Annotated in this window: 19 protein-coding genes and 6 tRNA genes; 12 read left to right on the forward strand and 13 right to left on the reverse strand. The window is 50.3% G+C overall.

Annotated features, from left to right (window positions below; all coding sequences use genetic code 11):
• Window positions 1-4: 4 nt before the first annotated feature.
• Entirely contained in the window at window positions 5-1,804 is a 1,800-nt protein-coding gene (locus DCX48_07370; protein QXE14352.1) for an elongation factor 4, read from the reverse strand.
• Between DCX48_07370 and DCX48_07375 the strand changes: the two genes are divergently transcribed.
• Window positions 1,796-2,008, forward strand: a complete 213-nt coding sequence (locus tag DCX48_07375; protein ID QXE14353.1) for a hypothetical protein — start codon at window positions 1,796-1,798, stop codon at window positions 2,006-2,008. The genes DCX48_07370 and DCX48_07375 overlap by 9 nt on opposite strands.
• Window positions 2,009-2,100: 92 nt before the next feature.
• Here the strand turns inward: DCX48_07375 and rseC are convergent, their stop codons facing one another.
• The 4 genes from rseC to rpoE are packed head-to-tail and all read right to left on the reverse strand — an operon-like array spanning window position 2,101 to window position 4,794.
• Window positions 2,101-2,553, reverse strand: coding sequence for a SoxR-reducing system protein RseC (gene rseC, locus DCX48_07380; protein ID QXE14354.1), 453 nt, complete (start codon window positions 2,551-2,553; stop codon window positions 2,101-2,103).
• Window positions 2,550-3,512 carry a sigma-E factor regulatory protein RseB gene (gene rseB, locus DCX48_07385; GenBank protein ID QXE14355.1) on the reverse strand — a complete coding sequence of 321 codons (963 nt, stop codon included), beginning with the start codon at window positions 3,510-3,512 and terminating at the stop codon, window positions 2,550-2,552. The genes rseC and rseB overlap by 4 nt, the downstream gene beginning before the upstream one ends.
• Entirely contained in the window at window positions 3,512-4,159 is a 648-nt protein-coding gene (gene rseA / locus DCX48_07390) for an anti-sigma-E factor RseA (GenBank protein ID QXE14356.1), read from the reverse strand. The genes rseB and rseA overlap by 1 nt, the downstream gene beginning before the upstream one ends.
• Before the next feature lie 59 nt (window positions 4,160-4,218).
• The gene (rpoE, locus tag DCX48_07395) at window positions 4,219-4,794 is read right to left on the reverse strand and encodes an RNA polymerase sigma factor RpoE (GenBank protein QXE14357.1); all 576 of its coding nucleotides are present in this window, start codon (window positions 4,792-4,794) and stop codon (window positions 4,219-4,221) included.
• Window positions 4,795-5,173: 379 nt separating this feature from the next.
• Here rpoE and DCX48_07400 point away from each other — a divergent pair, with 379 nt between their 5' ends.
• The gene (locus DCX48_07400) at window positions 5,174-6,775 is read left to right on the forward strand and encodes an L-aspartate oxidase (protein QXE14358.1); all 1,602 of its coding nucleotides are present in this window, start codon (window positions 5,174-5,176) and stop codon (window positions 6,773-6,775) included.
• Window positions 6,776-6,863: 88 nt separating this feature from the next.
• Here DCX48_07400 and DCX48_07405 read toward each other — a convergent pair whose 3' ends face one another.
• A complete protein-coding gene (locus DCX48_07405; GenBank protein QXE14359.1) occupies window positions 6,864-7,610 on the reverse strand; it encodes a tRNA1(Val) (adenine(37)-N6)-methyltransferase in 747 nt (248 codons plus the stop codon).
• Between the two features lie 134 nt (window positions 7,611-7,744).
• Here DCX48_07405 and srmB point away from each other — a divergent pair, with 134 nt between their 5' ends.
• Complete coding sequence (gene srmB / locus DCX48_07410) at window positions 7,745-9,070, forward strand: ATP-dependent RNA helicase SrmB (GenBank protein QXE14360.1); 1,326 nt, start codon at window positions 7,745-7,747, stop codon at window positions 9,068-9,070.
• Window positions 9,071-9,139: 69 nt separating this feature from the next.
• On the opposite strand, the gene grcA is transcribed toward srmB, so the two are convergent.
• On the reverse strand, window positions 9,140-9,523 hold the full coding sequence (grcA, locus tag DCX48_07415; GenBank protein ID QXE14361.1) for an autonomous glycyl radical cofactor GrcA: 384 nt from the start codon (window positions 9,521-9,523) through the stop codon (window positions 9,140-9,142).
• Between the two features lie 409 nt (window positions 9,524-9,932).
• Here grcA and DCX48_07420 point away from each other — a divergent pair, with 409 nt between their 5' ends.
• A complete protein-coding gene (locus DCX48_07420; protein QXE17177.1) occupies window positions 9,933-10,619 on the forward strand; it encodes a uracil-DNA glycosylase in 687 nt (228 codons plus the stop codon).
• A 148-nt stretch (window positions 10,620-10,767) separates the two neighbouring features.
• On the opposite strand, the gene DCX48_07425 is transcribed toward DCX48_07420, so the two are convergent.
• Window positions 10,768-10,843 (reverse strand) — tRNA-Ala (locus DCX48_07425).
• Between the two features lie 47 nt (window positions 10,844-10,890).
• A tRNA-Ala gene (locus DCX48_07430) sits at window positions 10,891-10,966 on the reverse strand.
• 250 nt (window positions 10,967-11,216) lie between these two features.
• On the opposite strand from DCX48_07430, the gene DCX48_07435 reads away from it, so the two are divergent.
• A complete protein-coding gene (locus DCX48_07435; GenBank protein QXE14362.1) occupies window positions 11,217-12,101 on the forward strand; it encodes an alpha/beta hydrolase in 885 nt (294 codons plus the stop codon).
• A 73-nt stretch (window positions 12,102-12,174) separates the two neighbouring features.
• Here the strand turns inward: DCX48_07435 and DCX48_07440 are convergent, their stop codons facing one another.
• The gene (locus tag DCX48_07440) at window positions 12,175-13,590 is read right to left on the reverse strand and encodes a glutamate--tRNA ligase (protein ID QXE14363.1); all 1,416 of its coding nucleotides are present in this window, start codon (window positions 13,588-13,590) and stop codon (window positions 12,175-12,177) included.
• Between the two features lie 291 nt (window positions 13,591-13,881).
• Between DCX48_07440 and DCX48_07445 the strand changes: the two genes are divergently transcribed.
• The 4 genes from DCX48_07445 to DCX48_07460 all read left to right on the forward strand — a co-directional run bounded on the left by DCX48_07445 (window position 13,882) and on the right by DCX48_07460 (window position 14,317).
• Window positions 13,882-13,957 (forward strand) — tRNA-Val (locus DCX48_07445).
• Between the two features lie 58 nt (window positions 13,958-14,015).
• Window positions 14,016-14,091 (forward strand) — tRNA-Val (locus DCX48_07450).
• Between the two features lie 67 nt (window positions 14,092-14,158).
• Window positions 14,159-14,234, forward strand: a tRNA-Val gene (locus DCX48_07455).
• A gap of 7 nt (window positions 14,235-14,241) precedes the next feature.
• Window positions 14,242-14,317: transfer RNA gene (locus DCX48_07460), tRNA-Lys, on the forward strand.
• Window positions 14,318-14,471: 154 nt separating this feature from the next.
• Here DCX48_07460 and DCX48_07465 read toward each other — a convergent pair.
• On the reverse strand, window positions 14,472-15,578 hold the full coding sequence (locus DCX48_07465; protein QXE14364.1) for an NADH:flavin oxidoreductase: 1,107 nt from the start codon (window positions 15,576-15,578) through the stop codon (window positions 14,472-14,474).
• 187 nt (window positions 15,579-15,765) lie between these two features.
• Between DCX48_07465 and DCX48_07470 the strand changes: the two genes are divergently transcribed.
• From DCX48_07470 to DCX48_07480, 3 genes are all read left to right on the forward strand, one after another.
• Entirely contained in the window at window positions 15,766-16,815 is a 1,050-nt protein-coding gene (locus tag DCX48_07470) for an aldo/keto reductase (protein ID QXE14365.1), read from the forward strand.
• A gap of 84 nt (window positions 16,816-16,899) precedes the next feature.
• Window positions 16,900-17,481 (forward strand): TetR family transcriptional regulator, encoded by a 582-nt coding sequence (locus DCX48_07475; GenBank protein QXE14366.1) that lies wholly within the window; start codon window positions 16,900-16,902, stop codon window positions 17,479-17,481.
• 290 nt (window positions 17,482-17,771) lie between these two features.
• Window positions 17,772-18,206 carry a DoxX family protein gene (locus DCX48_07480; protein ID QXE14367.1) on the forward strand — a complete coding sequence of 145 codons (435 nt, stop codon included), beginning with the start codon at window positions 17,772-17,774 and terminating at the stop codon, window positions 18,204-18,206.
• Between the two features lie 80 nt (window positions 18,207-18,286).
• Here DCX48_07480 and DCX48_07485 read toward each other — a convergent pair whose 3' ends face one another.
• A complete protein-coding gene (locus tag DCX48_07485) occupies window positions 18,287-19,279 on the reverse strand; it encodes a sulfate ABC transporter ATP-binding protein (protein QXE14368.1) in 993 nt (330 codons plus the stop codon).
• Window positions 19,269-20,150: a sulfate ABC transporter permease subunit CysW gene (gene cysW / locus DCX48_07490; GenBank protein QXE14369.1), complete on the reverse strand. Its 882-nt coding sequence runs from the start codon at window positions 20,148-20,150 to the stop codon at window positions 19,269-19,271. The genes DCX48_07485 and cysW overlap by 11 nt, the downstream gene beginning before the upstream one ends.
• Between the last annotated feature and the right edge of the window lies 1 nt (window position 20,151).

Below are 20,151 nucleotides of genomic sequence, written 5' to 3' on the forward strand. Positions count from 1 at the left end.
GAATTTATTTACTGTCTTTGCCGACGTGCAGAATTGCCAGAAACGCTTCTTGCGGCAGCTCGACGTTACCGACCTGCTTCATACGCTTCTTACCGTCTTTCTGTTTCTGCAACAGTTTCTTCTTACGGCTGACGTCGCCACCATAACACTTGGCCAGTACGTTTTTACGCAATTGCTTAACCGTCGCACGCGCAATAATGTGGTTACCAATCGCAGCCTGAATCGCAATATCAAACTGCTGACGTGGAATGAGTTCTTTCATTTTTTCGACAAACTCACGGCCACGATATTGTGAGTTATCACGGTGAGTAATCAGGGCCAATGCATCGACGCGCTCGTTGTTGATTAATACATCAACGCGCACCATGTCCGATGTCTGGAAACGTTTGAAGCCGTAATCCAGCGATGCATAACCACGAGAGGTTGATTTCAGACGGTCAAAGAAATCGAGCACCACCTCGGCCATCGGGATCTCATAGGTCAATGCAACCTGATTACCGTGATACACCATATTCGTCTGCACGCCGCGCTTCTCAATACAGAGCGTAATCACGTTACCCAGATATTCCTGAGGCATCAGCATGTGACACTCGGCAATCGGTTCGCGCAGTTCCTGAATATTATTCAGCGGCGGCAGTTTAGACGGGCTATCGACATAAATGGTTTCTTTAGCCGTCGTTTCTACTTCATACACTACCGTCGGTGCCGTGGTGATCAGTTCCAGATCGTACTCACGCTCCAGACGTTCCTGAATGATCTCCATGTGCAGCAGACCTAGGAAACCACAGCGGAAACCAAAGCCCAGCGCGGTAGAACTTTCCGGTTCATAGAACAGAGAGGCATCATTAAGACTCAGCTTGCCTAACGCGTCACGGAATGCTTCATAATCGTCGGAACTGATCGGGAACAAACCGGCATAGACCTGAGGTTTGACTTTTTTGAAGCCTGGCAGCGCTTTTTCAGCTGGCTGACGTGCCAGTGTCAGGGTATCCCCGACTGGCGCACCCAAAATATCTTTGATGGCGCACACCAGCCAGCCTACTTCACCGCAATTCAATACATCGCGGTCAATCTGCTTCGGTGTAAAAATACCGAGACGGTCGGCGTTATACACCTGACCCGTACTCATCACCTTAATTTTGTCGCCTTTGCGCATCGTGCCGTTTTTGATACGAACCAGCGACACAACGCCAAGGTAGTTATCAAACCAGGAGTCGATAATCAGCGCTTGCAACGGCGCATCAGGGCTGCCTTCCGGCGGCGGAATATCACGCACCAAACGATCCAGAATATCTGGCACGCCAACCCCTGTTTTCGCGGAGCAGCGCACAGCATCAGTGGCATCGATACCAACGATATCTTCAATTTCTTGAGCAACACGATCCGGGTCAGCTGCAGGCAGGTCAATCTTGTTTAGGACCGGCACCACTTCCAGATTCATATCCAACGCGGTATAACAGTTAGCCAACGTTTGAGCTTCAACACCCTGCCCGGCATCAACAACAAGCAGCGCACCTTCACAGGCGGCAAGCGAGCGGGAAACCTCATAAGAGAAGTCTACGTGCCCAGGCGTATCAATGAAGTTTAACTGGTAGGTTTGGCCGTCCTGCGATTTATAATCCAGCGTCACGCTTTGCGCTTTAATCGTTATTCCGCGTTCACGTTCCAGATCCATGGAATCCAGAACCTGCGCAGCCATTTCACGTTCGGTTAATCCGCCGCAGATCTGGATAATACGGTCAGATAACGTCGATTTACCGTGGTCGATATGGGCAATAATGGAGAAATTTCGTATATGCTTCATTATAAAAATTTTTCTACCTTGATATTCCTGAAATTCTTGCCCATGGGCATGCGCATAGGTGAAAACAGCAGCGATGTTATTCCACCTGAATCGCAGCATTCTACATGCGAGAAGCGTGAAAACCTAGTCATGTCCGGTGCATTCCCCTTGATTATGACGGTTTTATTTGGAATAGCAGAACAACAAGAGGAAAGCAGGAAGTAAAGTGTCATTACGTGGCAAACATCATGTTGAAAGATAACAAAATAGCGAACAGTGTCTCCACATTGCGCGCCATTGATGCTCAGGCACACAGATCAATTTTGTAAGAGAGTGCCAGGCAACGCAATTTGCAGGATAACAGGCTCATAACGCTTATTCTTACCTAACCGCTTTGCCCACAGCTTCACGCCGATAAACGCTAATCCGCCGCCCAACAACGCACCAATAACAGCAGCCAAATCGGTACCGAATAGCGTTTGGAATATCGCAGCCCCAAACAGCAACCCAACCAGCGGAACGAAATAAACCAGAGCGGCAGAAAGCAATAGCCGCCCTTCGGAAATACCCAATTCCACCTTTTGTCCGATCTCTAAAGGTCGATCGTAAGGGACATACAGCGTATTTTCAGCGGAAAGCCCGAGCTGGCTTAACAAGCCCGTTCCACACGACGAGCGGGATTTACAACTGCCACATCCCGCACTCGGCTCACACCGCAGCTCTGCGATTCCATCCTGCCATGATACAACCGTTGCCCACTCTTTGATCATGGCTCAGCCTTCAAGACGATACTGTCAGCCACGCGCTTAGCGGTAGAGGGAGGAATATCACCGACAACGGTAATCTCGCGATTTCCCCGCATGACGGTATGAATAGAGCGTCGCCCCGTGAGCAGAGACTGTTCCTCACTCACATCAGAAGACGGGCTAATATTAATCGAGAAACTGAACAAACCGTCGCTGTACAGACGTGTTTCAATCGGAATAGACGAACCGGGCAATACTTTTTTATTGTACGAAAGTGCTTTCATCCCCGCAGGCAACCATTCTGGCTCCCAGGTAAAATCACCTTTTTCAGCGGCAGGCGTGGGTAACACGGGAGGCAGTTTGATCCCTTCCAGCGGACGCATCACGCTAACGACATCATCGTCAACAATCAGCGATGTCGTTAAGAATTGCTCCAACCGTTTGTCGCCATTACGATCCTGTAAATCAATGCGCAAGGGAAGTTTCGATTCCGCATCAATCCACACCATGTAACTGTAGCGCGTGCCATCACGAGAAATGACCCGAATCCCTGATGCCAGACGATCGGCAATGCGCACCCTTCCGTCGGCGGGAATAAAGTCATAATAAGGCGATAATTTCTGGAAATCAGCGAAAACCAGAGAAGGGAAAGAATCGACAATATGATCGCTGGCGAGAGTAAATGGCTCAAAACCGGGATCGAAATAGCTGACCTCATTACCACGCTGCACGATCTCGCGTCGCGGCCCGTCCATAAACAGCAGCTGCGCCAAGGAACGATTGTTGACTACGGCATGACGATACCGTACCGACTCAAATCCTTGCAGGGTGATGTTGATAAATGAAACTTCGTAATTCAGAGAACGAACTGCGCTATTCATCTGCTGCAGCAACGCGCCCGGCTCAACATTCTGAGCCGGGGCGAACGTAGAATAAAACAGACTGCCAATCAGAAAACAGGCGGCGGACCAAACACGCTTCATTACCGTGACTGTGTTCCTAATGATTGAGTGCCGGGAACCTGAATTGCCGCTTGCTGGTCGTCCTGCGGCAGAGCGTGTTCGGCATGTAGCCGACGCTGTAATTCGTAGTCCTGCAAAATGGCGTTAAGCCGGTTACGCTGAATATCAGATTTCTGTTGGCCGCTGTGAGGGGCAATATTTTCTGACGGCACGCCCAAGCTCACAGGAGAAGCGGTACCCATGGCAGGTAAGGTACTGAACACGCCGGATTCAACAACATGCTCAGGTGCATTACCCTGTTGGTAATTTTGTACGCCGACGATTACCGCTAAAGATACGCAGGCTGCGACACCGACTTGCGTCAGTTGGCTACCCCACGGACGGATTTTGTGCCAGAAAGGCATTTTCGTCCACTCGACAGGTTGTGGCTGAGATTCAGGCTGCGTTTGTGGAACCAGACGAACAGGTTCTTTTTCGATTGCAGCGGCAACACGAGAAGCGATGTCCAGGTGAATCACGTTTTCACTGATATCGCCACGCAACGTATCACGAATTAGATGATAACTTTGCCAACTTTGCTGCAACGCGTCATCACGTGACAATGCGCCTAACAGTTCGGAATCTACTGCTTCGCCATCCATTAAAGCGGAAAGTTTCTCTTTCTGCATACCGACACCCTTACCTTGTCAAATCCATCATTAGTCATGCGGATAGCTGGAAACGCTAGCTAGCGCTGAATAAGCGGTTGTACTTTATTATCAATAGCTTCCCGCGCTCGGAAAATACGAGAACGAACAGTGCCGACGGGACAATCCATAATCACGGCAATCTCTTCGTAGCTTAAACCGTCCAACTCACGCAGCGTAATCGCTAAACGTAAATCTTCCGGTAAAGACTCGATAGTTCGGAAAACTATGCTTCGTAATTCCTCTGACAACATTAAATTCTCAGGGTTCGATATTTCTTTCAGTGCGCCCGCATTTTCATAGTTTTCTGCGTCATTGGCATCAATGTCGCTGGAAGGCGGGCGGCGGCCCTGAGCTACCAGATAATTCTTGGCCGTATTCACTGCAATACGATACAGCCACGTATAGAACGCACTATCGCCACGGAATGATTCTAACGCGCGATACGCTTTAATAAACGATTCCTGTACCACATCCGGCACGTCCCCTTGTGGAACATACCGCGATACCAGGCTCGCTACCTTATGCTGATAACGAACGACCAACAAGTTAAACGATTTTTGATCGCCTTTTTGGACTCGCTCGACCAGAACCTGATCTGCCAGTTGCTCGCTCATCCGAGGTAATCTCTACTCAAACCGTTCTCCACACATGAAATAGTACTGCCAGCTATATAAGTCATATTTAGAGCAAGCTCCTCATTAGAACCAAGACATTCAATAAAGTTCCGAGTCATCATTTTTCTTTTACTTAGCGCCGTTACTCGTCTTTACGATGCATACCGTGACGCACCGTCTCATCACATATGGTCTTCATCTGAGGCTTCTACGCTCTTGCGAAGATGATACGATAAATCCGGGGTATTCGCACGATTCACCATGCTCCATCATCCGCTTATTCTTTATAGCGTAGATAAGGGGCTAAAAACCAATACGGCAATCAACCGTTGGGTGCTACCATCGGAATTCCTCTTCTTTTCGCACCCACGACACGACCATGCAAACGACTACTGAACACGTCTGTGATGTTTTAATCATTGGCAGCGGTGCTGCCGGGCTTTCACTAGCGCTGCGTCTGGCTTCACAGGCCAACGTGACAGTACTAAGCAAAGGCCCGCTCAATGAAGGCGCGACGTTTTATGCTCAAGGCGGCATCGCAGCCGTTTTCGATGAAACCGACACGATTGACTCCCATATCGACGATACCCTGATCGCCGGCGATGGCCTGTGTGAACGCGAAGCCGTTGAATTCATCGCCAGTAATGCCAAACACTGCGTGCAATGGCTGATCGAACAAGGCGTGCTATTCGATACCGAAACCAGCACCAGCGGCGAAGAACGCTATCATCTGACGCGCGAAGGTGGACATAGCCACCGTCGGATTCTGCACGCAGCGGATGCAACCGGAAAAGAAGTGGAAAATACGCTGGTACAGAAAGCGTTATCCCATCCGAATATTCGGATTATGGAACGCTGCAACGCCGTCGATTTAATTACCTCCAATAAGCTGGGTTTGCCCGGTACTCGCCGTATTATTGGTGCTTATATATGGAACCGTGAACAGGAACGCGTAGAGTCCTGCCGGGCGAAAACGGTAGTTTTAGCGACCGGTGGCGCATCCAAAGTTTATCAATACACCACGAACCCCGATATTTCGTCTGGCGACGGTATCGCGATGGCGTGGCGTGCGGGTTGTCGCGTAGCAAATCTGGAATTCAATCAATTTCACCCGACCTGCCTGTTCCATCCGCAGGCGCGAAACTTCCTGCTAACGGAAGCGCTACGCGGTGAAGGCGCGTACCTCAAACGCCCTGACGGCTCACGCTTTATGCCCGATTTCGATGCCAGAGGCGAACTGGCACCGCGCGATGTAGTCGCCAGAGCGATTGACCATGAGATGAAACGGCTTGGTGCAGACTGTATGTATCTGGATATCAGCCACAAGCCCGAAGCGTTCATCAAACAGCACTTCCCTACCATCCATGAAAAGCTACAGTCTCTCGGCATTGATCTGACGCGCGAAGCGATACCGATCGTCCCAGCAGCGCACTATACCTGTGGCGGCGTGATGGTCGACCAGCATGGGCGTACCGACCTTGACGGACTGTATGCGATTGGCGAAGTCAGCTATACCGGATTACATGGTGCAAACCGTATGGCGTCCAATTCACTGCTGGAATGTCTGGTTTACGGCTGGTCAGCCGCAGAAGATATTTTGCAGCGCTTACCGCAAATCAAAGCAGTGAAAAAGTTGCCGGATTGGGATGAAAGTCAGGTCGATAATTCCGACGAACAGGTGGTGATCCAGCATAACTGGCACGAACTACGTCTGTTTATGTGGGATTACGTTGGGATCGTGCGGACCACCAAGCGGCTGGAACGAGCGCAACGCCGTATCCATCTGCTTCAGCAGGAAATCGATGAGTACTACGCCCACTTCCGTATTTCCAACAACTTGCTAGAACTGCGTAATCTGGTGCAGGTCGCCGAGCTCATCGTCCGCTGTGCGCTAGAAAGAAAAGAAAGCCGTGGACTGCATTATAACTTGGATTATCCCGAACAATTCGAGGCACCGACACCAACTATTCTGGTGCCATAGTTCACAAAAATCATAATTCGCAAAAACCGCAGTTCACGAACAATAGTTCACTCAGGAAAGGCAGACGCGGCTACAAAGCGTCTGCCACCTACATGAAAAGATAAAAATCTTTTGTCAGTTGCTGAAAATCCGTCGAATAACATCTTTCTGCATCACGGATTGCCAATAAGAAATTCACACACTCCTTTTCTTGGCGAGACAGCGCCAGCAAAACGCGGTGCGCAGGTTTATCTTCCTGTTCAGATACGCGGAGCTGCTGCTGGACGTGCCAATTGTGTTGCTGCGCCAGAGGAATAAAGTGCTCAGCAACCTGAACGGGCAACACCACGCAAAAAAGTCCTTCAGGCATCAGCAACTGATGAGCACAACGCAATAGCACTTCATGGGTTAACAAGGTCGTGTAACGCGCCTGCTCACGCTGAGCTGAACCACACGCGATCCCAGGTGGGAAATAAGGCGGATTGCTTATAATTAGCGAATAATCGGCAGTTCGCATCGCGGAAAAACTCACGATATCCTCAGCATAAACCGTTATTCTGTCAGCCCATGGAGAGGCAGCACTGTTTTCTTTCGCCTGCTGACTGGCGGCGCTATCCAGCTCAACGGCATCAATCCGAACATGTGGCTCGGAACGCTGCGCTAGCATCAACGCGAGAAGGCCAGAACCACTGCCGATATCCAGAACCCGCGTGGCTGAAGACACCGGAGCCCAGGCTCCCAGAAGAATACCATCGGTTCCAACCTTCATTGCACAGCGATCGTGCGCCACAAAGAATTGCTTGAAGGTAAATCCATCCCGACGCAATGTCAGTTTATAATCAGCCTGATGACTCATGAAAATAAGATTCCAAACGCAAACCGCAGTAGCATAGGCGAAACATCAATGCAGGAAAAGTGCCGATGTCTGCTTAAACAGGTGAAGAAACCGGCCAATCCGTCTATAATCGGCGCCCCAAATAGAGGTAGACCATGACTGTAACCAATTTTTCCGAGCTCGATCTTGATGAAAGCCTGTTAGACGCCCTGCGTGATATGGGTTATGAACGTCCGACTGCGATTCAAGCCGAGGCAATCCCTCCGGCGATGGAAGGCCGTGACGTACTGGGCTCCGCGCCAACAGGAACAGGTAAAACCGCCGCTTATCTGCTGCCGGTTTTGCAGCATCTTATCGATTTTCCTCGTAAAAAATCAGGTCCACCTCGTGTTCTGATCCTCACGCCGACCCGTGAACTCGCCATGCAGGTGGCGGATCAAGCGCGAGCATTCGCGGCGCATACGCATCTGGATATCGCGACAATCACTGGCGGCGTGGCCTACATGAATCATGCGGAAGTGTTCAGTGAAAATCAGGATGTCGTCGTCGCGACGACGGGCCGTCTGATGCAATACATCAAAGAAGAAAACTTCGATTGCCGCGCGGTAGAAACGCTGATTCTGGACGAAGCGGACAGAATGCTGGATATGGGCTTCGCCCAGGATATTGAACACATCGCCGGAGAAACCCGCTGGCGCAAGCAAACGCTGCTGTTTTCTGCGACGTTGGAAGGAAACGCGATCAAGGATTTCGCCGAGCGTCTGCTCAACGAACCCGTTGAAATCGAGTCCGATCCATCACGTCGGGAACGTAAAAAAATTCTGCAATGGTATTACCGTGCCGACGATCTCAAACACAAAACGACCCTGCTCTGCCATCAGTTAAAACAGCCAGATGTTACGCGTTCTATCATCTTTGTGCGCAAGCGTGAGCGGGTGCATGAGCTCGTATCCTGGCTGCATGAAGCTGGCATTAACTCATGCTATCTCGAAGGCGAAATGGTGCAAGCCAAGCGCAACGAGGCAATCAAACGCATGAGCGACGGTCGGGTTAACGTGCTGGTGGCAACAGATATCGCCGCGCGTGGCATCGATATTGACGATGTCAGCCACGTATTTAACTTCGACTTGCCGCGCACAGCAGATACTTACCTTCACCGTATCGGCCGCACTGGCCGCGCGGGTCGTAAAGGCTGTGCCATCTCTTTCGTTGAAGCACACGATCACCTGCTGCTGGGAAAAATCAGCCGCTACTTGAATGAGCCGCTAAAACCGCGCGTCATTGAGGAACTTCGCCCAGAGACCAAAGCGCCAAGCGCCAAAACCACGGGCAAACCGTCGAAAAAAGTGCTCGCGAAGCGGAAAGAGAAAAAAGAGAAGGAAAAAGAAAAAGTTAAAGTGAAGGTTCGCGATCGCGACAGTAAAAATGTTGGTAAGCGTCGTCAAGCAACGCAGAAAACTGACGAACCGTCCGCTGAATAAAATTCCTTTAAAGCATAGATATAAAAAAGGGAGCTTCGGCTCCCTTTCTATTAAGGCTTAAGTAACAACTTACAGGCTTGCGGTAAAAGTACGAGCGATAACGTCGCGCTGTTGTTCCGGCGTCAGTGAGTTGAAACGAACAGCGTAGCCAGATACGCGGATAGTCAGCTGCGGATAGTTTTCCGGGTGCTTAACGGCATCTTCCAGCGTCTCACGGCGCAGAACGTTTACGTTCAGGTGTTGACCACCTTCCACACGCACTTCAGGTTTGATTTCCAGTGGGATTTCACGATACTCGATCTGACCCAGATCGCTCATCGGAACGATTTGATCTTCGCTATAACCAGATTTAGCACATACGCAACGCGCCTGTGATTTTTCTTCATCCAGCAACCAGAAGGAATTGATCAGCGCGCTGTCGTTAGCCTTGGTGATTTGAATACCAGTAACCATAATTGCCTCCGTAAACGGTGTGTTATCGTCTTAATTGAAAATTGACGTAGTTAAAAACTGATGTAGTTAAAAACTGATTTAGTTAAAATCGCTATCGGCAAAAAACTACCAAACGTCGTAACGATCGTATAAAACTCTGCGTCTCTACTCTCTTATATACCAGTCTGATAACCAGATATCTTTGACTTAAATCAATTTTAAACCCCCACAACTTAGCAGCGCTAGGGCAATATATTGTTTTATATCAATTTTACCAACACGCTAAATTGCAAATATTTTTGTAAATTTTCAATTTTTTTTCGAAAAAAAGCCTCTTTCATCCCGACAACAACGGTTACGGTTTTACCTCAACACGATAGATCGGTAAGCTACCCACAACACCATTCAACCTGTAAAAAAAGAGTGCATGATGGCGACCTCTCTCACCTGGCATGACGTACTGGCACAAGAAAAGCAGCAGTCTTACTTCATCAATACCCTTGAATTCGTTGGGAAGGAACGGTCTGCGGGTAAGACGATCTATCCTCCGCAGAAAGATGTTTTTAATGCGTTCCGCTTCACTGAGCTGCATCAGGTCAAAGTCGTCATTCTGGGGCAAGACCCTTATCACGGCCCGAATCAAGCACACGGGCTGTCATTTTCTGTACGTCCGGGCGTCCCCGCTCCGCCTTCTCTGGGCAATATTTATAAAGAACTGGCGAGCGACATCCCTGGATTTGAAATTCCACGACACGGTTTTCTGCAAAGCTGGGCGGAGCAAGGGGTTTTACTGCTAAACACGGTATTGACCGTTGAAGCCGGGCAAGCGCACTCGCATGCCAATCTGGGCTGGGAAACCTTTACTGACCGCGTTATTGCGGCATTGAATGAACAACGGGAAGGTCTAGTCTTTCTCTTGTGGGGATCGCATGCACAGAAAAAAGGCAACATCATTGACCCACAGCGTCACCATGTTCTGAAATCGCCGCACCCTTCCCCACTGTCTGCACATCGTGGTTTCTTGGGCTGCAAGCATTTTTCACAAGCTAACCAGCTTCTGGAACAGCAAGGTTTGTCGGCAATAGACTGGACGCCAAGGCTCCCAGAAGAGGCCTAAGCGGTAACGGTTTGGTTGCCTTCAAAGCGCGGGGCAGCCAACTATCGTTTATAGAAAATCGTTTACAAGAGTATTAAGCAAATGAACAAGGTTGATTGAATACGTATTCATCGAGAAAAAGAGATAACTAAGGAGTAGTGCGGTGATTTGGTGGAGCTAAGCGGGATCGAACCGCTGACCTCTTGCATGCCATGCAAGCGCTCTCCCAGCTGAGCTATAGCCCCACAACGTGTGGAATGTTCGTGATAATTAACCAAACAGAGGGAGTGTTTGGTGGAGCTAAGCGGGATCGAACCGCTGACCTCTTGCATGCCATGCAAGCGCTCTCCCAGCTGAGCTATAGCCCCGTATCTTACAGCATCACCGCGAAGGCAAGTACCGTACGAACGCGTCGCATAATATGAAACCCGATTAACAGTGTCAACGGCTAAATCCGGTTATCCGATCAACCGCTGAAAAAGACGCCAAAGGTAAGAAAAAACAGGCGGCAAATTTCGGTGTAATATCATCACAAGCACAAAAAAAGCTGCCAACGATAACGCGATTTATTATCATCGATTCACGTTACACTTCTGTCTTCTATTAAGCACCCAGCACATGCGCTATTTTCCTATGATTGTATTTTCTCTGATGATATCTGCCTCTGGCATGTTGCCCGTTCGGGCACAGCCAACCATTCCTGATATTACCGAACAAGCAAAAGCTCAATTTGAGATCAGGCACGTTGAGGTGCAAAGCGATGCAAAACATGCCTATCGGCTTTTCATCGCGCTTCCCCGCCAACCCGCACCAGAAGGCGGCTATCCGGTTCTGTATATGCTGGACGGCAATGCTCAGTTTCCTGTTGCCATAAACAGCTATAACGAGAAAAATGGCGCGGCTCCGCTGATTGTCGCTATCGGTTATCCGATCGATAAGCCATACGATGTTCCCGCCAGAACACGCGACTACACACCGCCAACAACGCTCACCGACCCAGATTTTGCCACAGGCGGTGAAGCCGAGACGTTTTATCAATTCCTGCAATCCACGGTAAAACCCTGGGTTGAAGCGAACTACGCCGTCAATAAACAAAAACAAACATTTGCCGGGCACTCTTTCGGCGGTCTGTTCACGCTCTATACGCTTTTTAACCACACCGAGTCTTTCCAGCGTTATGTTGCTGCAAGTCCGTCTATCTGGTGGGGAAATGGCGTTGTTATTCCGGCAAGAACACCGTTGCTCGCTACACCGCCGCTGTCCATTACCATCACAGTAGGGGCAAATGAAGATGAACCTGTCAAAACGCAGGCGGGTAAACCCGTTGATGAAAAACGGGCAGAAAGGCTCAGTCAAAGAAAAATGGTGGAAAGAGCAACAACTCTGGCCGCACAGCTCAATGAACAAGGTACAAAAGCGGACTTTATTCTGTTCCCAGGAAAGGGCCATGGTGACGTGATTCCCGATGCCATCGGTAAAGCCGTTGCCATCGCTGGTCAATAATGCTCATACCATATAATAAAAAACCCCGGCATTCCGGCCGGGGTTCGTTTTGTATACATTCACACGATAGCAATTACTGTTGGGTTTCACGCTCAGCAATGAACGCCAGCGCTTTATCAATCCGCGCCAACGAACGCTGTTGACCAATCGCGTGTACGGTAACGTCAACGCCCGGAGACTGGCCAGCGCCCGTTACTGCAACGCGTAGCGGCATACCAACCTTGCCCATACCCTGACCCAGCTCGTCCGCCGTACCCTGAATGGCGTGGTGGATGTTCTCTGCCGTCCAGCTAGTAATCGCTGCAAGTTTTTCACGTACCAGCTCAAGCGGCTGACGCGCAACCGGACGCAGATGTTTCTTCGCGGCATCCGCATCAAACTCAGCAAAATCTTCATAGAAATAACGGCAAGAGTCCGCCATTTCTTTCAGCGTCTTACAACGTTCGCCCAACAGGCCGACCAGTTCGCTCAATTGCGGGCCGGTGCGTGTATCAAGCCCAGCCTGCTCAATATGCCATGACAGATGCGTTGCCACGTATTCTGCTGGCAGATGGTTAATATAGTGATGGTTCAACCATTGCAGTTTCTCAGTATTGAAAGCGCTCGCGGATTTATTGACGGCATCCAGTGAGAACAGAGACTTCATCTCATCGATAGAGAAGATTTCCTGATCGCCAGATGACCAGCCTAAACGCACCAGATAGTTCAGCAGTGCTTCCGGCAGATAGCCATCATCGCGGTATTGCATCACACCGACAGCACCGTGACGCTTGGACAATTTCTTACCGTCATCGCCCAGAATCATCGACACATGCGCATATTCCGGTACCGGTGCACCCAGCGCTTTCAGGATGTTGATCTGACGCGGCGTGTTGTTGATATGGTCTTCACCACGAATAACGTGCGTAATTTCCATATCCCAATCATCGATAACGACACAGAAGTTGTAGGTCGGTGAACCGTCAGTACGGCGGATGATCAGGTCGTCGAGTTCCTGATTGCTGAATTCGATTGGCCCGCGAATGCGGTCATTGAAGATGACAGAGCCTTCCTGCGGGTTAAGGAAACGGACAACGTGCGGTTCATTATCAGCATGATGCTCGTGAGAACCACGGCAATGCCCGTCGTAGCGGGGCTTATCACCCTTTTCCATCTGCTGCTCGCGCAACGCTTCCAGACGTTCTTTCGAACAGTAGCACTTATATGCGGTACCATTTTCCAACATCTGATCGATGACGGCGTTGTAACGGTCAAAACGTTTAGTCTGGTAGTACGGGCCTTCATCCCAGTTCAGGCTCAGCCAGTTCATACCATCCATAATGGCATCAATCGCGTCCTGAGTTGAACGCTCCAGATCGGTATCTTCAATACGCAGCACGAACTCGCCATCCTGATGACGAGCAAACAGCCAAGAGTACAGTGCGGTACGAGCGCCGCCGACGTGAAGATAGCCAGTAGGACTAGGGGCGAAACGGGTTTTGATTTTCATTTGGGATTACAGCCTTATTACGCAACGGCTGTCGACATAGGCCGACATAAGCTCAGAGAACAAAAGTGAGTAACATTCTATCACTCTGCTTCGATTCCTCAACGCCGTAACATGACGCACGTGCTTTTATTCTGGCGGAAATGACAAGGTAGCTGACTGAATTGTGCAAGGATAACGCGCCAACGACGATAAATACGACGCCTTGCCTAATTTTGCAACGAACAATCATTTTAGTTTTAAAAAGCGTTGACTCATATTCAAGGATCCCTATAATGCGACTCCACACAGCGGGGGTGATTAGCTCAGCTGGGAGAGCACCTCCCTTACAAGGAGGGGGTCGGCGGTTCGATCCCGTCATCACCCACCACTCTTTACTGATTTTAATTAAGAGTATCTCGCTGTGTAGAGTAAGAAGATTTGAGATTGGGTGATTAGCTCAGCTGGGAGAGCACCTCCCTTACAAGGAGGGGGTCGGCGGTTCGATCCCGTCATCACCCACCAATCTCACACCAGCTGGTCTTCTTACTAGAAGTTGAAGTAAACCAAGAAGTAAACGTAGTACAGAAGTGGGTGATTAGCTCAGCTGGGAGAGCACCTCCCTTACAAGGAGGGGGTCGGCGGTTCGATCCCGTCATCACCCACCACTTCTGCGGGTCGTTAGCTCAGTCGGTAGAGCAGTTGACTTTTAATCAATTGGTCGCAGGTTCGAATCCTGCACGACCCACCACTTCCGCAAAGTAATTCCTACCTGAAGTAACTACACCCAAAATTACTTGTTGCACGTGTCGTGTAGGCGAATAACCTGCATTCAGTTGCTCCGCATTAACCTTTCCAATACACAATTGAAGTACCGCGACCTCATCGGCCACGGCACCCAAACGTCACGCCAGCACGGCTAAATCCGCTGCATCAAAACCGCGTAATTTATCAGTCTGTCCAGTACGCACTTTTTGCACCCATTGCGCATCAGAGAGCAATACTCGGCCGACAGCGATCAAATCAAACTCTTCCCGCTCCATCCGCGCATACAGATTGTCCAGCGCCGCCGTACCAGAACCTTCGCCACCAAACGCAGCAAAGAAATCCGAGGTCAACCCCACCGAGCCAACGCTGATTGTCGCCGCACCTGTTAGCTTCTTCGCCCAACCAGCGAAGTTCAGTCCTTCAGCCCCATCAACCTCAGGGAACTCCGGATCCCAGAAACGGCGCTGGGAACAGTGGAGAATATCCACACCAGCCTCAACCAGCGGTGCCAGCCAGTCCGTCATCTCCTGTGGGGAGGTGGCAAGCCGTGCGCTGTAATCTTGCTGTTTCCACTGACTCACGCGCAGGATCAGCGGGAAATCTTCACCAACAGCGGCGCGGACCGCGCGGATAACCTCTGCGGCAAAGTGGGAACGCTCACGGATCGTTGCTCCACCGAAGGCATCTGAACGCTTATTCGTACCCGGCCAGAAGAATTGATCGATCAGGTAGCCATGTGCACCATGCAGCTCCAGCGTGTCAAAACCCAGCCGTTTGGCATCAGCTGCTGCACGGGCGAAAGCCGCCACAGTATCGGCAATATCTTCTTCCGTCATCACCACACCACGAGGCTCATCCGGCCCAACCAGCCCAGAAGGGCTCTCAACGGGGGCATCAGGTTCCCAGCCGCGACCGTGCGTTGATCCCGTATGCCAAATTTGTGGGCCAATACGACCACCAGCGGCATGAACCGCTTTAGCCACCGCATCCCAACCTGCCAGCGCTGCCTCACCATGGAAAAATGGAATCCCTGGCATGTTGCGCGAAGCGGGACGATCGACCACCGTCCCCTCTGTCAGAATCAGTCCTACGCCCCCTTCAGCACGGCGCCGGTAATATTCCGCATTCGCCGGGCCGGGAATCCCCTCTTCCGCCATACTTCGCGTCATGGGTGCCATAACGATGCGATTGGGAAGGGTTAACCCTTTCACCGTGAAGGGACTAAACAGAATATCGTCAGACATGGATATTTCCTTTTAAGGTTTAACGCCATAGCGACGTTGAACATTGATTAAAAACGCAATTCATGCAGTTAAGCAACTGCTATTAGCATGACCTCTCGTAAAGAGAACGCCATCCTTCTTGCACTTATAGATGATGTATGACATATATAATAAATGTCAATCAACATTTAAATGTAAGGTAAACGGTATGAAATACACAACTTTTGGACGTAATACGGGCTTACGCGTCTCTGAACTGGCTCTCGGAACAGGAAATTTTGGCACTGGTTGGGGCTACGGTTCTGAAAAAGAACAGGCTAAACAGGTATTTGATCGTTATGCCAATGCTGGCGGCAACTTTATCGATACGGCAGATGCTTATCAATTCGGCCAATCTGAGCAGATGGTCGGAGAATTCATTGCCGCAGACCGCGATCATTTTGTCGTAGCGACGAAATACACCTTAAGCGCCATGCCGGATGCCGGAATTTCACGAACCGGCAATAGCCGTAAAAATATGATCTCATCGGTAGAAAACAGCCTTAAGCGACTACAAACCGATCGTATTGATGTGCTGTGGGCGCACTTTGATGACCAATTAACCCCGCTTGAAGAGGTTGTTCGCGCATTTGACGATCTCATTCGAGCAGGGAAAATCCAGTACGCAGGCTTCTCTAATTTCCCAGCCTGGCGTATTGCCCGAGCGGACACCATGGCGGAACTGCGCGGCTGGTCGCGAATTGCCGGTATTCAGGTGGAATACAGTCTGGTGCAGCGCACAGCAGAACGAGAACTGCTGCCGATGGCAGAAGCAATGGGGTTAGCAGCAACGCTTTGGTCTCCTCTGGGTGGCGGCCTGCTAACGGGAAAATACCGTCAAAGTAAAGAAGGTCGTCTGATCGGTTTTGGCGGAAGATTAGTGCACACCGAGCAAGACACGACCTTGCTGGATGAGGTATTTCGCATTGCAAACGACGTAAACGTCATGCCAATACAGATTGCAATCGCTTGGTTAAGATATAAATCCGCACGCTCCAGCACCAGCCTGATCCCCATTCTGGGTTCCCGCACTCTGGCGCAGTTGGATGATACGCTACTCGCATTAGATGTGACGTTAAGCGAAGATCAGGTCGCGCGACTGGATGAAGTCAGTGCTATTTCGCTGGGAACGCCGCACGATCAGATCGCGGGGACATTGCCACGGGCTCTGGGAGGCGACAGCGCTCATATCATTACGCCGTGGCCACCACGAGCCTGATCTGACTATTGATGAAAGGCATCATCTATTGAGTCTGGTTTTTTCATACTCTAAGATGATGCCTGACAGAGAAAGGAGAACAAAATGGCCCGTGTATCAAAACAGCAGATGGAGCGTAACCGAGAGGAAATTATCCAAGTTTCTTCACAGCTCTTTCGTGAACGAGGCCTGAACGGCGTCAGCGTGAACGACTTGATGGCCGCGGCTGGATTAACCCACGGAGGCTTTTATGGTCATTTTGCTTCTAAAGATGAACTTGCCGCTATCGCCAGCCGTAAAGCGTTTGAAGATTCGGGTTCCCGCTGGCAAGAAATAAGCCGTCAGCCAAATCATCATGACCTGCAAACGCTGGTAGAACATTATCTCTCCCCCAACCACCGTGATGGCGCCAAAGATGGCTGCGCGATCACCGCGTTAGCCAGCGACATCGCTAGGGAAAGTGAAGGCAAGCCAGTACGTGAGGTTTATCTCAGCGGCGTCAGAGCCATGCTCGACAGGCTGGAGTCCCTCTCAGCGATAGAAGATAAAGAACAGCGTAGGCTACATGCTCTGGCGCAATTCGCACTGCTGTCCGGCGCACTAACCTTAGCGCGCGCAACAGCTGGCGATCCCTTATCGGACGACTTTCTTAAGGCCGCTAAAAAAGCACTGCTTGGCGAAGCATAAACCGGTTATGAAAAGGGGCCTACCGCATCCGTGGTAAGCCCCAAACCGCGTTCCCTGACCTTCAGCCGTTCAGGTTGTAGACGCTTTTCATAACATATTGTTATTGCGTTATTCTCATCCATCATTAGACCGCCACAATTGCGGTGCTATGCTTATCCGCGTTGACACGCTTCACCTAATTTTTTGACAGAAAATATCAAATTTATTTGTTTTCTATTCAGGCGCTAAATCGACGACACTGCCGCCTTATATCCAATAGCACTTTTCGCTTACTCATGAGGTTGTTTAGTATGATTTCTCAGTTGAATCAGTGGTTCACGCGTTTAACCGATCACCCCGATGCAGGTAAACTTTTACTGCGTTTAACCGTGGGTATTCTGCTGCTGTTTCACGGCGTAGCAAAAGTTGAGCACGGCGTAGGCTGGATCGTACAGATGCTGCAAGGCGCAGGCCTGCCAAGTTTCATCGCTTATGGCGTTTATGTAGGTGAAGTGGTTGCGCCGATTCTGATTATTCTGGGCGTGTTTACCCGTATTTCTGGCCTGATCGCCGCGCTGACGCTGGTTGTCGCTACGCTAATGGTGGGCACCGGTAAATTCTTCACGCTGACCAATGTCGGCGCATGGGCACTGGAAGTAGAAGCACTCTATTTCTTTGCTGGCATTATCATCATGTTGGTTGGCAGCGGCCGTTACTCTGTTGCCTCTAACCCCGCTTATCGTTAATCCTCGCTATCCGGCAAGTATTGATGACAAAAGCAAAAACCCGCGAATTTCGCGGGTTTTTTATTTCGATGCTCTACCGATCAGATTTCCCAATCGTGATTATAGCGCTTAGGCTTGAACTGAATAACGTCACCTTTCTGCAACCCTTCCAGACTCACATCGTCTTTTGCAACTTCGGCTTCAATTAGCTCTGACTGCTCACCCAATTTCAACGACAGGCGCGTCAAAGCTCCTAGCGGGCGAATATCGCGAACCGTCACCGCCTGATAGCCATCCTGAGCTTGAACAGACAACGACACTTCATGCGGACGGAACAGAATGGTTTCTTCCGTTTGCGCTACTTTCAGCCGGTTACTATCGCCAAGGAAATGATAAACAAATTCGCTGGCAGGATGGTTATACACTTCCGCAGGCGTACCAATTTGCTCAATTACGCCTTTATTCATCAGCACGATACGGTCGGCCACTTCCATCGCCTCTTCCTGATCGTGTGTCACAAATACCGATGTCAGATCGATATCTTCATGCAACTGAGATAACCAGCGACGCAGCTCTTTACGTACCTTGGCATCCAGTGCCCCAAAAGGTTCATCCAACAGCAGAATGCTCGGTTCAACAATCAACGCACGTGCCAGCGCAATACGCTGACGCTGGCCGCCGGAAAGCTGTTCAGGATAGCGATCCCCTAGCCAGTCCAATTGCACCAGATTCAGCAATTCATGCACTTTCTTTTCGATATCACTCTTTGACGGGCGGATATTTTTCGGCTTCATTCGCAACCCAAACGCGACGTTATCGAACACCGTCATGTGGCGGAACAGCGCATAGTGCTGGAATACAAATCCCACATTGCGTTTACGCACATCGTGGACGGACACATCCTGACCGTGAAAGATAATACTGCCGCTATCCGGTTGCTCCAGCCCGGCGATAATACGTAGCAACGTCGTCTTACCACAGCCCGATGGCCCCAGCAGCGCCACCAGCTCGCCGCTGTGGATCGACAAATTAATCTCGTTCAGCGCCCGAAACTGGCCAAATTGTTTATTAATATTGCGAATCTCAATGCTCATTTTTGGCCAACTCCTGTTGTTTCTGTATTTGCTTCGTCAATCGCTCTTCGCTCCACTGGCGCAATAACAGTACCACCAGCGACATCATCAGCAGCAGAATCGCCACGCTGAAGGCAGCAACGATGTTGTACTCGTTATAAAGAATTTCGATATGCAGCGGCAGTGTGTTAGTCAGGCCGCGAATATGGCCAGAAATGACGGAAACTGCGCCAAATTCCCCCATCGCGCGCGCGGTACACAGCACCACGCCGTAAATCAGTGCCCACTTCACATTCGGCAGCGTAATGTGCCAGAACATTTGCCAGCCGTTCGCCCCCAGCAACCGTGCAGCTTCCTCTTCCTGCGAGCCCTGCTCTTCCATCAGCGGAATCAGCTCACGGGCAACGTAAGGCAATGTCACGAAAATCGTCGCCAGAACAATACCCGGCACGGCGTAAACAATTTGCAGATCGTGTTCGAGCAGGAAGGGATGAATTTTGCTTTGCGCCCCAAACAGCAGCACATACACCAGCCCCGCAACAACGGGTGATACTGAAAATGGCAAATCGATCAGCGCCAGCAGAAAACTCTTGCCACGAAATTCGAATTTCGTCACACACCACGCCGTCGCCAGTCCGAACACGACGTTTAACGGCACGGAAATGACAGTCGCGAGTAACGTCAGCTTAAGCGCAGAGATCGCATCCGGTTCGCTAATCGCGTCCCAAAATGCGCCAACACCTTTATCCAGACCCTGAGTCACTACCATCATCAGCGGCAGCACCAGAATCAGGAAAAAGACGACCCACGCCAGTGAAACTAGAATGTAATAGGCTGCGGGCTGTTTTTTTCTTTTAGCCGCACTGGCCTGAGCGGAAATAACCTGTTCCATA

The sequence above is a fragment of the Pectobacterium atrosepticum genome (assembly GCA_019056595.1).
Taxonomy (GTDB): Bacteria; Pseudomonadota; Gammaproteobacteria; order Enterobacterales; family Enterobacteriaceae; genus Pectobacterium; species Pectobacterium atrosepticum.

Coding starts and splice junctions, on each gene's coding strand:
- DCX48_07375 (QXE14353.1), top strand. CDS start 1,796: ATGCTTCATTATAAAAATTTTTCTACCTTGATATTCCTGAAATTCTTG.
- DCX48_07370 (QXE14352.1), bottom strand. CDS start 1,804: ATGAAGCATATACGAAATTTCTCCATTATTGCCCATATCGACCACGGT.
- rseC (QXE14354.1), bottom strand. CDS start 2,553: ATGATCAAAGAGTGGGCAACGGTTGTATCATGGCAGGATGGAATCGCA.
- rseB (QXE14355.1), bottom strand. CDS start 3,512: ATGAAGCGTGTTTGGTCCGCCGCCTGTTTTCTGATTGGCAGTCTGTTT.
- rseA (QXE14356.1), bottom strand. CDS start 4,159: ATGCAGAAAGAGAAACTTTCCGCTTTAATGGATGGCGAAGCAGTAGAT.
- rpoE (QXE14357.1), bottom strand. CDS start 4,794: ATGAGCGAGCAACTGGCAGATCAGGTTCTGGTCGAGCGAGTCCAAAAA.
- DCX48_07400 (QXE14358.1), top strand. CDS start 5,174: ATGCAAACGACTACTGAACACGTCTGTGATGTTTTAATCATTGGCAGC.
- DCX48_07405 (QXE14359.1), bottom strand. CDS start 7,610: ATGAGTCATCAGGCTGATTATAAACTGACATTGCGTCGGGATGGATTT.
- srmB (QXE14360.1), top strand. CDS start 7,745: ATGACTGTAACCAATTTTTCCGAGCTCGATCTTGATGAAAGCCTGTTA.
- grcA (QXE14361.1), bottom strand. CDS start 9,523: ATGGTTACTGGTATTCAAATCACCAAGGCTAACGACAGCGCGCTGATC.
- DCX48_07420 (QXE17177.1), top strand. CDS start 9,933: ATGGCGACCTCTCTCACCTGGCATGACGTACTGGCACAAGAAAAGCAG.
- DCX48_07435 (QXE14362.1), top strand. CDS start 11,217: ATGCGCTATTTTCCTATGATTGTATTTTCTCTGATGATATCTGCCTCT.
- DCX48_07440 (QXE14363.1), bottom strand. CDS start 13,590: ATGAAAATCAAAACCCGTTTCGCCCCTAGTCCTACTGGCTATCTTCAC.
- DCX48_07465 (QXE14364.1), bottom strand. CDS start 15,578: ATGTCTGACGATATTCTGTTTAGTCCCTTCACGGTGAAAGGGTTAACC.
- DCX48_07470 (QXE14365.1), top strand. CDS start 15,766: ATGAAATACACAACTTTTGGACGTAATACGGGCTTACGCGTCTCTGAA.
- DCX48_07475 (QXE14366.1), top strand. CDS start 16,900: ATGGCCCGTGTATCAAAACAGCAGATGGAGCGTAACCGAGAGGAAATT.
- DCX48_07480 (QXE14367.1), top strand. CDS start 17,772: ATGATTTCTCAGTTGAATCAGTGGTTCACGCGTTTAACCGATCACCCC.
- DCX48_07485 (QXE14368.1), bottom strand. CDS start 19,279: ATGAGCATTGAGATTCGCAATATTAATAAACAATTTGGCCAGTTTCGG.
- cysW (QXE14369.1), bottom strand. CDS start 20,150: ATGGAACAGGTTATTTCCGCTCAGGCCAGTGCGGCTAAAAGAAAAAAA.